Source organism: Actinoallomurus sp. NPDC050550, from assembly GCF_040655075.1.
In the GTDB taxonomy this organism is placed as follows: domain Bacteria; phylum Actinomycetota; class Actinomycetes; order Streptosporangiales; family Streptosporangiaceae; genus Actinoallomurus.
The window spans coordinates 40,314-53,737 of the sequence record NZ_JBFAJC010000019.1 but is presented as its reverse complement, the minus strand read 5'-3'; the positions used below and the strand labels follow the sequence as shown (position 1 = coordinate 53,737).

Genomic DNA, 13,424 nt, shown 5'->3' with positions numbered 1-13,424 from the left:
CGACCGCGGCGTCCGACCTGTCCTCAGTCAATCTTGGCAGGGCGGCTGCGCGGCACGGAACCGACCGGCCGCGCAGCCTTCTCAACGGTGAGACATTCCGCGTGCGGCGTCCGGGTCCAGGAGCCCGACGAACAGGTCGCCGTCGTTGACCCGGTCCAGCACCCGCCCAGGGGTGGACGCCAGATCACCCGGGGGTGTTGCAGGCCTCGATCTCCAGCCAGGTGACCAGCGTCGAAACTGACGGGAGTCGGTCTAGTCCGAAGGTGTGGTGTGTCGCTCGCTCACCGGGCCAGCCCATCACCGGTCGGTGCACCGCCGAGCCGATTCCCTGCTACACCACACGAACGAGCAAAGACAAACACCCCAAACAGTCATGTTCCGCACTCTGAGAGTGCGGAAAGTGGGCTTGTGTCCGTTCCTTATTTGGAGAGTGGGTGAGGTGGGCCCGTCAGCCGGTCAGCTGTCCGAGACGGCAGAGGGGATGACCCGGCGGGCGGTGCTGTGGCGTGGGCACGCCTAGGCTGCTCGGGCCCGCAAAGACACTGTCATGGGTGGTCGGCACTGGGGCAGCGTTGGCAGAAGAAAACCCCCGGCCGCGCATGCGGCCGGGGGTTTTGTGTCCCTGCCTGCGTCTTACTTGGTGCAGGTGGGGTCGTTCGGCACCACGGTGACCGCGGCGCGGTTGCTGTCGCCCTTGTAGGCGGAGTACACCCGGTTGCCGTGGTCGCACTTGGTGGCGAGGTTGGAGAACCCGTCCGGCATACGATCGCCATGGATGGTTGGGTGCCGAGGACCTTGCGGATATCGCGGCTGACCAGTTCCGTGCTTGGCTTAGCGGCCTGCACCAGGCGCGCCGAGGGGATGAAAGTGGTGTGATCCCCCGAGACGAGGTACGTCATGTAAAGATCGTTCTTCCGTCCGACTTGCCAACCGATGGCTAGATGCTTGAAAACCGTCTGGGTTTCTAGTGGTCGGGGATCGGTTCGGCAAGGGTCGACCGAGCCGCGGGTGCCGGGAAGGGCGCGGCGAAGTACTGGGTCTCGTGCGTCACCAGGCCGTTGGCGAACTCCATGATGCTCACCGTGTAGGTGGGCGCGCCGTCATAGGTGATGATGCATTCGCTCACCCACAGGTCGCAGGTGCCGGAGATCCGCAGGACGGTGAAGTGGCGCTCGGCCGGGTGCCCGCCGCGCTGTGCCTGGATCCTCGATCGGCCCCGGAAGCGTTCCCCTGACTGCGGGTAGTCGAGGATGGCGTCCGTCGCGTAGATCGCGTGCTCGGTGTCGACGTCTCCGCGCTCAGAGGCCGCCCAGTGCTGTTCTATCCCGGCCCGGGTCTCGGCGTCGTGATCCATTGCCCTGCATACCTGCCCTCGTGCGAGGCCCAAGGGACGATGAGGACCTTACCCACGGCGGTGCTGCGCGACTCCGACGGCGCGCACGCTGTGCACGGACAGATACAGCGACGACCCCGCACACCGGCACCAGCTCCAGCGCCACCAGCACACGCCTGACGCCAGTGAACGTCGTATCGGCCGAGGAGTGCGCATAGTTCGGGACGAAGGGCGGAGTGCCACAGGTTGCTAACGCGTCCGCTAACAGCGGCTTTGGACAACCCTGGACGGTGGGGCGGCCCGGACGCAGGTCAGGGGATGGATCTGGACGGCCGTGGACGTTCCCGATCTTGCTACGGATCAGACGGCTGAGCCTTCCAACGGGTGATCACCGGTGCAACGGTTTCCGGAACCGTGGACCGGGGCTTCGGCGGTCGATAGGCAGCCGTGGAGCGGGTGAGAACCTTCTGCGGGTGTCACACTGGCGACCTCGCGTAATCGACTGTCGCCTATTCGCGGGTATTGAACCGAATGGTTGTCACGGAGAGTGGTCGTCGCCTGGGGCGTAGCGGCTCCATGGGCTGCCGACGGCGGTGGCGATGCGGCTGGTCTGTTGGTCGGTGTAGCCGAGCATCCGTGCGATGACCGGTGCTGGTGCCTGGAGGGCCAGGTTCCGGCGCGGGAGCTGGCGGAGGTGTTCACCTCGTCTTCGGCCGAGGTGGAGTGGGCGCGCGGGAAGACGCAGGATGATCGGCATCTGCTGGCGTTGCTGGTGTGGTTGAAGGCATACCAGTGGCTGGGGTACTTCCCGAAGCTGGCGGACGTCTCTGCGGTGGTGGCCGAGCACGTACGTGGCGTTCTCGGCCTGCCGGGTTATACGGTCGGAACGGCGCGCGCGGCGCCGGACCAATCCCGGGTTGGCCCGCCGTCCACGCGACCGGAACCGCTCATGGCGCGTACATCGGCCGAGGGCCTCAGACCGGCGCAGGTCAGGGCCATATGCGATTGAAACTTCTTGATCGCTACTGCTACCCAGGCCGCAGGGGTGTGCGAGCTCGCCAACCTCGGCTGACCGCTCCGGAGATCGCGGGCCGCCGCGAGTGTGGATGATCTCTGCTCGGCGGAGGGCTCCGGCATGGTCAAATAGACAACTATGGCTGTTTCACTGCAACCCGACGATCCCGAACGGCTGGGGCGGTACGAGCTGACCGGCCGTCTCGGGGAGGGTGGCCAGGGCGTCGTGTATGCCGGGCGCGGGCTGGACGGCGGGGAGGTGGCCGTCAAGCTGCTGCGCACTCATGTCGCACGTGATCCGAAGGCGCGTGAGCGGTTCGTGCGTGAGTTGGGGTTCGCGGAGAGGGTCGCCGAGTTCTGTACTGCCCGGGTGCTGGAGGCCGACATCCATGGCGATCAGCCCTACATCGTCAGCGAGTTCGTGCCCGGCCCGTCTTTGTACGAGCTCGTCCGTGACGAGGGGCCACGGACAGGTGCGGCTTTGCAGCGGCTGGCCATCGGCACCGCCACCGCGCTGGCGGCGATCCACCAGGCCGGAGTCGTGCACCGCGACTTCAAGCCACCGAACGTGCTGATGGGCGAGGACGGTCCGCGAGTCATCGACTTCGGCATCGCCAGGGCTCTTGACGGCACCTCCACCATGACGAGCCAGGTCGTCGGAACTCCCGCCTACATGGCGCCCGAACAAGTGAGCGGCCAGGAGCCCGGCACATGGACCGACATGTTCGCCTGGGGAGTCACCATCTTGTTCGCTGCGACCGGCCGTTCCCCTTTCGGGGACGACACGGTACCCGCGGTGATGCATCGCATCCTGCATGCCGCCCCCGACACCAGCTTGCTTCCCCAGCCCTTGGCCGGGCTGGTCACCGCATGCCTGTCCAAGGAGCCCGCCCACAGGCCGACCGCACCGCACGTCCTGCTCGCCCTGCTCGGTCTCGGCACGGCACCGGGAGACGCCGATGGTCTCCTGGCGGCCGGCGCCACTGCGGTCGAGAGCGTCATGCCGCCGCTGTTGGCCGCGCCAAGCCCGCCGTTGGAGCCCAGCCCCAACCCCTACGGTCAGACCTCCCGCGGCCCCGGCCAGTTCGCATGGCACCCATCCAGCCCACCCCCGCACCCTGACATGCTGCCCCCTAGGCCGAGGGAAAACGTCGCGGCGGCGGTGATCGCCGGCATCCTGGCGCTGCTCACCGCCGGCATGCTCGTCTGGTCCGCGCTCTACAACGTCGTCTACGCCAACGGGCCGACCGGTCGCTGGTCCAGCCTGGTGTTGGAGAACGTGGTCGGCGGCGTCATCGGCGCCGGGTTGCTGTTGGTCGCAGCGGGGTTCACGCTCGCCCGCAGGATTTCCGGCGCGTGGACACTGTGCGCGCTTTGCGTGCTTTACGTCGTGGCGATCTTGGTGGCGCAGCCGCTACTGGGGAGCACGACCTTCGGTGCTCAGCTCAGGTGGGTCTTCGGCTTCCACAAGAGCAACGGCGTCGCCATGGGGCTGGCGATCATCTTCGGCGTCCTGACGGCGATCATGGCGGCGATCGCCGGCAGCGTGAAGTCGTACCGGCCAACCACCGCCGCGCCACCCCGTCCGTGATCACCTCGCTGTTCGGCTGGCGGATTCGCGCACCGAGCTCAGTCGATCGTCTCGCGGAGAATGCGAACGGCCCTCGGGCCGATCCCGTGAATCGCCCGGCCCGACAGGTTCAGCCTGGGTGGCGGCGAGTGGGAGCTGCTGGACGGGGTGTTCGCGCCGCACCTGACCCCGGTCACCGAGCTGTTCACCAGTTGGCTGCCCTACCCGGGGTGGTTCCGGAATACGGCAGAATCGGGCCGCGGGTTGAGGTAGTTGCAGGTCAGTGTTCTGCCCGAAGTCGTATTCATCACCCGCTGATCCCGTGCGGGGTTGCGGCCGTTCCACGACAGCTCGCCGGAGCGGTGAGCGACGTCTGCACGTCCTCATCCGGGCTGTCCAGCCCAGAGGTGCCGGACAACAGGTGGTGGATGGTCACCTGTTCGGCGATGTCCTTGGCGAAGCCCTTCAGATGGGTGCCCACCGTTTCCGACAGCTTCACCTTGCCCTGCTGCGCCAGCTGCAAGATGGCCACCGCGTTGAACGGCTTGCCCGCCGAGCTGAGGCTGAATGCGACGCCCTCGTGGTTGGCGATCCCCTTTTCCTTGTCGGCCATGCCGTAGCTGCGGGACAGCACGGTCCGGCCTCGGTGCGACAGCAGCACCACGCCGGAGAACTTGCCGTCGGCGGCGAGCTTCGCCACGTACCGGTCGTAGGCTCCGCCGGGCCGGGTGTCCGGCGGGATCGGGTCGGTTGGGGCCGGGTCGGCGTGGCCGGGCTGGGCGCCCACCAGCGACGCGCCGGCCACCACGCCGGCGGCCGCCAACCCGCCCCACCCGAGCAGCCGCCGCCGGTCGACACCACCTACGGAATCCGAGTTCATGATCACAGCCCTTTCCCGATGGAGGAACTGACCGTTGATGCGCTGTGGTCCATGCCTCCACTGAAGACGGGAGACTGTTGTGGTGGCGTATGTGGTTTTCGATACGTCTGCGATACACGTTCCGGGAAGATCACTGGTCGTCGTGCCGAGGTCGAGGCCGTCCTCGTCCGCCCCCTCGCCGACGACCTGATCGCCCGGCCCCAAGGCAGAAGCGGATCCGCCTGACGGCAACGATGACGGCAACGACGGCAACCGGGCACGGCCACCGAGCCACCTCCACCACCGTCTACCTCAGAACGAGCGTGGTACCCGGCGCGCGGCTCGGCGCAACGACGACGGTCATCCAGTACGGCCCTGGTCGGGAACGCGGCTGGCAACGACATAAGTGCCCATTAGCCCACAAAAGCGGCATTTGACCGCTACCCTGCTGAGCTCACGCCGACCGTGCGGGTCGCGACCACTTCGGAGGAGTAGCGATGTCCAACGGCGCTCGCCACACTTGGGGCTTCTTTGCGGGGGTGGCACTGACCGCTGCCCTCGCCGCACTGTTGTTCTTTGGCAGCTTCAGGCTGCATCACGGCCTCACCCAGTTCGACGACCAAGACAAATGGATCGGCGGGGGCATGCTCGCGGGCGCCGCCGTCGTCTTCGCCCTGCTGGTCGCCTCACGGCTGTCGCCGGTCGCCTCGCTCGTCGGCGGCCTCGTCCTGACAGCGGCCGGCGTAATCTTCTTCGTCTCGCAGACGACGACCTCCGACCTGATCAACCACCTCCCGTACCTGGTACAGCGCGAGACGGTGAACGGCCTGGAGGAGGACGGGCTCATCCTCTTCGCCGGAGTGGGCCTGTTGTTCGCGTCGCTCTTCCCGTCCCGCTGGCGGTCCAGGGACACCGACCCGATCGGCTACAAGGACGCCACCTCTGGGACGACCAATCCACTGACCTCTGACTCAGCGAGCGGCGGCCGCCGCGCGGTCCGCGACGAGCAGCCGGGCATCCCCGTCTGACCAGCGCATACCGGGAGGACACGACGGGGGACATCGGGCGTGCGATGTCCCTCTCGGCAGGCAGGGGAGGCTGGAACAGGGGGCGCCCCTATGTTCCAGCCTCTTCTGGTGGTCTCAGTCGTGGTCTCATTCGCTCATGTACGCGGCCGTCCGCTCGTGTCCTCGGCGCTCGTTGACCAGGAGCGGCGGCAGTTGGCGATCAGTGGCGAACGGACCTCCGTGGCCCTTTTTACGCCAGCGGACGGATCGTGTTGACGATCTGCCGCAGCGTCTTGTCACTCACGATCCGCGGACCGGTGCTGTTGGAGAAGACGTAGAAGCTGACCAAGGCACCCTGCCGTGAGGCGAAAGTGGCGACGTACACCGTTCCCCCGTTCGGTTTGCACGCGGTCCCGTTGCCGCCCTTCGTCTTGGTGACGACCTTTTGCAGCACTGCCTTGAGGCCGCCGATCGTCGGGTGCTCCGCCATCGCTGGCTCCGTCCGGGGAAGCACGCCTCCGAGTTGGTAGCCGAAGTTCGCCCATTGGAGCGCGTCGTGGGCGGCGGCCACTTCAAGGGACTCCAGCTGACCCGATGAGGCCGAGGTGATGCCCGCGCCACCGAGCAGCCCCGACTGGACGATCGTGCAGTTCTTCTGGCTGATGTCGGCAACGCCATTCGAACCGACGACGGCATTCCCGCTGGCGTCGGCGAGGCCCACACCAGTGCTGGGAGCCTCGACTTTCCAACCCGGCGGGACGTTGTACACCACGCCGTAGTCGGGAGCGGACACGACCTGCCAACCGGGGACCTGCGGTGGCGATTTCGGGCTGACACCGGGCGGTGTCGAGGCTGCGGTGCCCGCGGTGGACTTGGCGGCCACTGGGCGTGACGGCGCTTTGGCGGCCGTATCGCCGTGCACGAAATACCCACCGGCCGCCGCGGCCACCACGAGCACGGCGGCCCCCGCGATCTCCGCCAGCAGACGCCCGCGGCTGCTCTTGCTCTTGCCCGCGGCCACGGTCGGCGCACCGTCGTTGACCGTCGAGCCCAACCCCGAGGGATTCGCCAGTGGCCAATTGCCTGTGTGCTGAGGGGCGGGCCCCATCGACTCGCGGAGTACCGCGAGGGCGGCGGCTGCGCTCTGCGGTCGTGCGGCAGGGTCCTCGGCCAGGAGATCCAGCACCATACGGTCGAGGTACGGCGGCACATCGGCCCGGCGGGACGCCGGTGGTACGGGAGGCGACTCTGCCGGCGGTGCGCCCGTCAGCAGTTCATAGAGGACACCTCCGAGGGCGTACAGATCCACCCGGGGATCGGCGGTATCCGCCCGCGTTATGCCGACGCCCAGGTTGCAGAGTTTCACGTCCCCGTTTTCGAGTAGGAACAGATCGGCGGATGTGAGGCCACCGTGAACGACGCTCTGGGCATGCACGGCCGTCATGGCATCGAGGGCCTGCTCGGCCACCCTGGTGACCTGCCCGACCGGCAGTCCGCCGCCCTGCGCGGCCAGGACGGTTTTCAGGTCCTGCCCTTCGAAATACTCGGTTACGAGGAACACCGGGGGCTCGGCGGTCCCGATGTCCAGCACCGCCTCGACCTCGGGATGCCGTACCGTCGCCGCCTTCTCGGCCCGGAGACGGAACGCGGCGACGCCTGCCTGGTCGGTGGCGGCCGGTGCGGCGAAGGCCTTGACGGTGACGGTCCGGTTCAGCCGAAGGTCGAACCCGCGCCATACCTCACCGGCCCCGACGCTGCCGATCGCCGCGTCGAGACGGTACCGCCCGGAAAGGAGCTGGCCGGGTTGCTGCCCCAAGGTGTTCCGCACGATCGTCCCTCATTGCTTCCAGTAAACGCCCTGGTTGTCGCCAAGGCCGTAGGGTTTCTCCCACCACTGCACGGTGGTGATGTCCCGGTTCTTGGGGGCCAGGATGACCGTGCATGTGTCGTAACGGGCTCCGTGATGGAACCCACCGTCGTTGATGACGACTGAGCGACACTGGCTGGGGTAGTCCTTTGGATCCTCCGACTCGATGGTGTTGTCGATGGAGATGCCCGTGGAGTCGACCCCTATCATCTGCCCGGCGGGATTAAAGTCCATGTAGGGGTCATCGGGTCCGAGATTGGTCACCGTGAAATGGGCGTAGTACGGGGTCGTGTCCTTGTCCGAACGTGACAGTGCCAGGTTGGCCAGGTCGGCCTTGGAACCCTTGACGAGCGAGGTCACGGTCACCCCCACCGCATCCGTATGCATCCATTGGGCGACGGGCACGATGGCCATCTGACCGATCTGCTTCTGGTCTCCGGGCCTGGCCTGACCAGGCACCGTTCCACCGACCGGCTGGAGCATCGGGAGCCCGGTGGAGGACGGATGCGCCGTGGCCGTCGTCTTCGTCTTCGCGCCGTCGCCACCGAAGCCGTTCGGCAGCGCGAAGACCCCGGCTCCGACCAGCGCCGCCGCCCCCAGCACGCCACCGACGGCGGCGACGACGCGCTTCCGGCTCTTCGGCGTCTTGATGACGGACGGCGTGGTGACCGTCGTCGTCCCGAGGGCTTGATCCGCGGTAGGCGGCTGCGGCCGCAGGTACGGCGGCGGACCAGTGGGAGGAACGGCGGTGTGCCCGGACCAGCGCAGGAAGTCCCGTACGGCGGTAGCGCTGACGGGCCGTTGGTCGGCTGATTTGGCCAGCAGGTCCAGGACCAGCCGTTCGAGATGAACGGGGATGTCCGGACGGTGTGAACGCAACGGCAGGGGCGGCTCGTTGAGGTGCTTGTACATGATCGCGGCGAGTCCCGAGTCGCCGTCCGTGTCGAACGCGGGCTTGCCGGTGAACAGCTCGTACAGCACCCCGCCGAGCGCGTAGAGGTCGGCGCGGTAGTCGGCCGGCACGCCGACGAACTCCTCGGGAGCCATGTAACGAGGCGTGCCGATCAGCCCGCCGGTGGCCGTCAGCGTCGTACGGTCGGCCAGCCGGGCGATGCCGAAGTCGCAGATCTTCACCCGGCCGTCCTGCTGCAGAAACAGGTTCGCCGGTTTGATGTCCCGGTGGACGACACCGCGTGCGTGAGCCACCGCGAGTGCATCGGTGATCTGCTCCGCCAGTCCCACCACCTGGTCGATCGGCAGCCCACCGGGATGCGCCGCGACGACCCGGGTCAGGTCGGACCCCTGGAGGAGCTCCATCACGAGGAACATCACGGAACCGTGGGTGTCGATGTCGAAGACCGCGCAGATGCCCGGGTGCTGCAGACCGGCGGCGGATTCGGCCTCCCGGCGGAACCGCACGGCCCCGTTCTCGTCCTGCGCCACCTGCGACGGGAGGATTTTGATCGCGATCGGCCGGTTCAGGCCGAGGTCGACCCCACGCCACACCTGCCCCATGGCGCCTGCACCGATGGGGGCGTCCAACCGGTACCGCTGGGCCAGCAGTAGCCCAGCCTCCAGGCTCAGCTCACCTGGCAACGCGTCTCCCCGAACGATCTTCAAACGGCTGCCCGACATTCCACCACGAAGAGCATTGAAGTTGAAACCCACTGTGGAAAATGCGCGGAATCCGGCGACGGCGTCAAGAGGATCGGCAGGGACTCCGCGCAGGGCAGTGGGGGAGCAGCCCAAGCTCCGCGGCGCACTGTGGAGCAGCCGGTGTTCCTGACCCTCGGCTCAACGAGCGTGTCCAGCGGGCGAAGGACGCGCCTAGTGGATGATCTGGCCTGCGGTCGTCCAGTCCGTGGCGATGGCCTTCTGGGCGGCGGCCAGTGTCACTGTGCCGGCGCAGACGGCTTTGTACAGTTTGAACTCGATGTCGTCTTTGGGATTCGGTGACGCGCCGGGTTCGGGCCACAGGTTGTGCGGGTCGCGTGGTGCGCCGCCGAGGCTCAGCGGTATGAAGTGGTCCTCTTCGTAGGAGCGCGGACTGGTGTCGGTGTAGCCGTACTCGCGGATCTGCTGCCGCTTCAGCGCGTCGGTGTAGGCGACGGGTGGGCGGATCGTCTTGGTGTAGCCGGAGACACAGATCGTGTTGTGAATGTTCGCTTGGTTCACGGCGGGGTTGAGGGCGCCAGGGGTGCAGTGCGGGTCTGGGTGGGTGGTGGCCGGGTCGAGGCTGGAGGCGTGACAGGACCCGGGCGCGAGGGTGCTGGTCGGTTCCGGAGCGGCGGTGTCGGTTGGTGTCCCCGCGGATTGCGGGGAGCCGGTCCGGTCGCGGTGCGATGAGACCCGCGAGGCGGTGGAGCTGCAGCCGGCCAGCAGCAGGCACGTGGCAATAGCGGCCGTGATGGAGCGACGCATGAGAGGGACCTCCCAAATCGGGAATATCCATCATGCAGCCAGATGAGCGATCGAGTCGGATAAATAGCTGGAATCAGACGTATCCGGATAGCAGGTTCTATCGGGCGATATAGCGGTCGCGTGTTTCCGTAGACCCCATCTGACCTGGCCAGGGACTGGTTGCCCAGTGCGTGGGATATACACGGGATCGCGGTGCCTGCGAACGGCCGGTGGTGTGCCGTTAGCGCTGGTCAAGGGGAGCGACAAAAGAGGACGACAGACGAACGCCCCGCCTCGCAGAGACGGGGCGTGAGTGTCCGACCAGCCGCTCGTCCGTGACCGGGACGTCAGGCTTCGAGGTCCTCCTTGCGGATGTACCAGACGTGCCAGGCGATCAGGCAGGCCAGCACGGCGAACCACACCACGGTGGTGACCAAGGAGATGAGGTCGATCGGCAGGGTGTAGACGAGCACGATGTGCGCCACCGCGTTGGCCAGCAGCACGGCGCCCCAGACGGCCGTGTCGATGCGCAACCCGCGCCGGAACCGGGCGTCGGTGTCCCAGCGTGCCGCCCACGCGGCCGCGCCCTCGGCACCGCGCTTGATCTCGGCGATCGTACGACCGAACGTCAGCTGGGCGGGCCTGCCGACGAAGACCGTGACCAGCATCCAGGCGCCGAACAGGCCGCCCAGCGCGGCGGTCCAGCCCTCCCGGATCGCGAGGCTGCGCGGGTCGTCCGACAACAGGCCGAGCACGACGGAGAGGACCAGGACGCTCAACGTGACCAGGGCGAGGAGGTCGATCCGGCGGTTGCGCACGATGGTCCACACCGCGTACGGCGCGGCCACCAGGACGCCGGCCATCAGCGCCCACCACTGGCTCACGCCGGCGGCGCGCAGACCGTAGAACAGCGCCATCGGCATGACCACCTCGAACACGACGGTCAGCACGTTGGCGCGGATCACCCGGCGCAGGCCCACGTCGGGCGCGGGCTTCTCGTCGATCATCATGCGGATTCCCCTTCGGGGTCGGCTGCGGTCGCCCGCACGTAGAGGTCGGCGAGCTCGCGGCCGATGCGGGCGAGCTCGGTGGGTTCCGGTGCGGCGGCGGTCGCGGTGACGACGACGGAGTCGAGACCACTGATGAAGGCGATCGCCGCGGTCCGCGTGTCGAGGGGGCGGAAGACGCCCGCCGCCTGCCCGGTGCGCAGGTGCTCCTCGACCATGGCGAGACGTCCGTTGACGGCGGCGCTCTGCGAGCCGGCGTTCTTCACGATGTCGATCAGCGCCCGGACCTCGGCGGGGTGCTCGCCGACGAGTGCGATGTTCGACTCGACGTAGGCGCGCAGCTGCGCGATGTGGCCCTCGGCGGCGTCGATGTACGGCTGCATGAACGCCCCGGTGACCTTCTCGATCTCGGAGACGCACGCCGCGAGCAGGTCGTCCTTTCCGGCGAAGTGGTAGCTGATCATGCCGGTGCTCGACAGGCCCGCGTGCTTCGCGATCCGGCTGAACGACGCCTTGGCGTAGCCGACCTCGGCGATCACCTCGATCGCCGCCGTCACGATCTGGGTGCGTCTGCCTGACTCGGTGAACGTCCTTGCTCGCATGAGCAAAACTTAGCTCGCTCGAGCAAATCAGGCAAACCGTTCGGCCCAAGGGCGCGACTGAGCGAGGACTCCTCGGGCGTGTCGGTCTGGTCGACTCGGTGCGTCCGACGGCCTTCCGCGGGTGCTGAGGGTCAGCTGGGAGCCAAGGGGGAACAGGTCCGGGGACAGGACGCCACCCCCGAGACCGACCTGTGGTCGCTCGGGGCCACCCTGTACGCGGCCGTGGAAGGGCAGGTGCCGTTCGGTGGAGCGAGCGCCGGCGGGATCTTCGTCGCCATCGCCACCGAGGACCCGCACCCGTTCGTCCATGCCGGACCGCTCACGGACGTCCTCGCTGGGCTCCTCGACAAGGACCCGGCGCGGCGGCTGAACGCCGACGACGCCCACCGGCTCCTCACCGAACAGACGTCAGCGCGACGTGAAGAAGCCGCGGCCGGGCTTACGAGGAGTACGGTCGTCGCTGCGTCCGTCGTCGGATGATGTCCGATCCGTTCATGCGAGATGGGGTCGTCGTGCCTAGCGTGTTGTGCATGACGAATCCCAGACTCGCGGTGATCTCCATCATCACGGACGACATGCCGGCCGCCATCGCCTTCTACGAATCGTGCGGGCTCCAGCTGAGCGGCGGGGGCCCGAACGAGCCGCACTCGGAGTTCGGCGGTGCGGGCATCAAGGTCATGCTCGACACCCGAGAGGTGGTCACGGGGATAGACCCGCACTGGAAGCCGCCGAGCGGCGGACACGCGATGGCGCTGGCGTTCGACTGCGGGACCCCCGACGACGTGGATGCCACGTTCGACCGGATGGTCGCGGCGGGAGCAGGGGTCGGCAAAAAGCCGTGGGACGCGTTCTGGGGACAGCGCTATGCCGTCATCATCGATCCCGACGGCAACCCCGTGGATCTGTTCGCGGCGTTGGGCTGAGGCTCATCGAGTGCCTGCTGGTCCCGCCACAGGTGGGACGAATCGGCGTAGCCGGCGCCGGCGGCCGCCCCCGCGCGGGTGTGGCCGCCGGCCAAGAGACGGTCGGCCTTCCGCAGTCGAAGCACGCGCTGCAGGTGCTTGGCGCCGTAGCCGTACCACTGCCCGGCAAGGCGCTGGAGTTGCCGGGAAGAGTAGCCGGTTCGGTCGGCGACCTGGGCGATGGAGAGTCCCGAACTCAAGTCGGCGGCCACGCGGATGGGGCGTTGGTCGATCATGAGGTCGGCCACGGCGCCGGCGGCGAGGTCGACCAACGCGACGGCCGGGTGCTCGGCGGCGGCCAGTCGCGTCTCCCACCGCCGGGCGTCGAGCCCGATCACCGAGTCGAGGCTGACGACGCTGTCGGCCAGCTGGTCCGCCCCGGTCCGCAGCAGCTGCGGCAGGACTCCCGGCCAGAACCTCAGCCCGACCAGGCATCCCCCTTGGCCCGGCGCGAAGACACGAGCGTGCGAATCGGCACCCGCGATCAACAGCGTCTCGCCGGTCCACAGCAAGTCCATGCAGCCGTCCGGGACGATGATGGACTCGTCACCGGTGAAGGCGTTGCGCCAGATCGTCCCGTGCGCAGCCGGCACCGCACGCTCCTCGTACCGTCTCGCGCCTGTCACAGGACAAGAACCTAGCCGAGGCCGCCCCCGTGTCTTCAGTCGACGGGGAGTCATACCCCGCGACGCCATGCGGTGTGGATGTCGGGGCACCGGGAAGGCAGCATCGCCGGCGTCGCGGCGGGTACATCAGGAATTTAAATAAGCTACTGATATAGTTTTGCGTGCCCGCCCTGGTCC

15 protein-coding genes are annotated in these 13,424 nt (G+C 67.7%); 5 read left to right on the top strand and 10 right to left on the bottom strand.

Annotation, left to right across the window (positions count from 1 at the left end; translation table 11 throughout):
* Positions 1-633: 633 nt before the first annotated feature.
* The 3 genes from AB0I04_RS25565 to AB0I04_RS25555 form a co-directional block, all read right to left on the bottom strand.
* Complete coding sequence (locus AB0I04_RS25565) at positions 634-762, bottom strand: hypothetical protein (RefSeq protein ID WP_360889134.1); 129 nt, start codon at positions 760-762, stop codon at positions 634-636.
* Between the two features lie 202 nt (positions 763-964).
* The gene (locus AB0I04_RS25560) at positions 965-1,354 is read right to left on the bottom strand and encodes a nuclear transport factor 2 family protein (protein WP_360889131.1); all 390 of its coding nucleotides are present in this window, start codon (positions 1,352-1,354) and stop codon (positions 965-967) included.
* Between the two features lie 517 nt (positions 1,355-1,871).
* Positions 1,872-2,090, bottom strand: a complete 219-nt coding sequence (locus AB0I04_RS25555; protein ID WP_360889468.1) for a hypothetical protein — start codon at positions 2,088-2,090, stop codon at positions 1,872-1,874.
* Between AB0I04_RS25555 and AB0I04_RS25550 the strand changes: the two genes are divergently transcribed.
* Complete coding sequence (locus AB0I04_RS25550) at positions 2,028-2,342, top strand: hypothetical protein (RefSeq protein ID WP_360889128.1); 315 nt, start codon at positions 2,028-2,030, stop codon at positions 2,340-2,342. The genes AB0I04_RS25555 and AB0I04_RS25550 overlap by 63 nt on opposite strands.
* A gap of 144 nt (positions 2,343-2,486) precedes the next feature.
* A complete protein-coding gene (locus tag AB0I04_RS25545; RefSeq protein WP_360889125.1) occupies positions 2,487-3,938 on the top strand; it encodes a serine/threonine-protein kinase in 1,452 nt (483 codons plus the stop codon).
* A gap of 286 nt (positions 3,939-4,224) precedes the next feature.
* Here AB0I04_RS25545 and AB0I04_RS25540 read toward each other — a convergent pair whose 3' ends face one another.
* On the bottom strand, positions 4,225-4,797 hold the full coding sequence (locus tag AB0I04_RS25540) for a serine hydrolase domain-containing protein (RefSeq protein WP_360889123.1): 573 nt from the start codon (positions 4,795-4,797) through the stop codon (positions 4,225-4,227).
* A 476-nt stretch (positions 4,798-5,273) separates the two neighbouring features.
* Here AB0I04_RS25540 and AB0I04_RS25535 point away from each other — a divergent pair, with 476 nt between their 5' ends.
* Positions 5,274-5,804: a hypothetical protein gene (locus tag AB0I04_RS25535; protein WP_360889120.1), complete on the top strand. Its 531-nt coding sequence runs from the start codon at positions 5,274-5,276 to the stop codon at positions 5,802-5,804.
* A 229-nt stretch (positions 5,805-6,033) separates the two neighbouring features.
* Here the strand turns inward: AB0I04_RS25535 and AB0I04_RS25530 are convergent, their stop codons facing one another.
* From AB0I04_RS25530 to AB0I04_RS25510, 5 genes are all read right to left on the bottom strand, one after another.
* Positions 6,034-7,611 carry a serine/threonine-protein kinase gene (locus AB0I04_RS25530; protein ID WP_360889117.1) on the bottom strand — a complete coding sequence of 526 codons (1,578 nt, stop codon included), beginning with the start codon at positions 7,609-7,611 and terminating at the stop codon, positions 6,034-6,036.
* Between the two features lie 9 nt (positions 7,612-7,620).
* The gene (locus AB0I04_RS25525) at positions 7,621-9,246 is read right to left on the bottom strand and encodes a serine/threonine-protein kinase (RefSeq protein WP_360889114.1); all 1,626 of its coding nucleotides are present in this window, start codon (positions 9,244-9,246) and stop codon (positions 7,621-7,623) included.
* Between the two features lie 231 nt (positions 9,247-9,477).
* Complete coding sequence (locus tag AB0I04_RS25520) at positions 9,478-10,071, bottom strand: hypothetical protein (RefSeq protein ID WP_360889111.1); 594 nt, start codon at positions 10,069-10,071, stop codon at positions 9,478-9,480.
* 326 nt (positions 10,072-10,397) lie between these two features.
* The gene (locus AB0I04_RS25515) at positions 10,398-11,060 is read right to left on the bottom strand and encodes a VC0807 family protein (protein WP_360889108.1); all 663 of its coding nucleotides are present in this window, start codon (positions 11,058-11,060) and stop codon (positions 10,398-10,400) included.
* Positions 11,057-11,659 (bottom strand): TetR/AcrR family transcriptional regulator, encoded by a 603-nt coding sequence (locus tag AB0I04_RS25510; protein ID WP_360889105.1) that lies wholly within the window; start codon positions 11,657-11,659, stop codon positions 11,057-11,059. The genes AB0I04_RS25515 and AB0I04_RS25510 overlap by 4 nt, the downstream gene beginning before the upstream one ends.
* Before the next feature lie 78 nt (positions 11,660-11,737).
* Between AB0I04_RS25510 and AB0I04_RS25505 the strand changes: the two genes are divergently transcribed.
* Both AB0I04_RS25505 and AB0I04_RS25500 read left to right on the top strand, forming a co-directional pair.
* Positions 11,738-12,139, top strand: coding sequence for a hypothetical protein (locus AB0I04_RS25505; protein WP_360889102.1), 402 nt, complete (start codon positions 11,738-11,740; stop codon positions 12,137-12,139).
* A gap of 50 nt (positions 12,140-12,189) precedes the next feature.
* Positions 12,190-12,582 carry a VOC family protein gene (locus tag AB0I04_RS25500; RefSeq protein ID WP_360889099.1) on the top strand — a complete coding sequence of 131 codons (393 nt, stop codon included), beginning with the start codon at positions 12,190-12,192 and terminating at the stop codon, positions 12,580-12,582.
* Here the strand turns inward: AB0I04_RS25500 and AB0I04_RS25495 are convergent.
* Complete coding sequence (locus tag AB0I04_RS25495; protein ID WP_360889096.1) at positions 12,522-13,214, bottom strand: helix-turn-helix domain-containing protein; 693 nt, start codon at positions 13,212-13,214, stop codon at positions 12,522-12,524. The genes AB0I04_RS25500 and AB0I04_RS25495 overlap by 61 nt on opposite strands.
* Positions 13,215-13,424 lie beyond the last annotated feature (210 nt).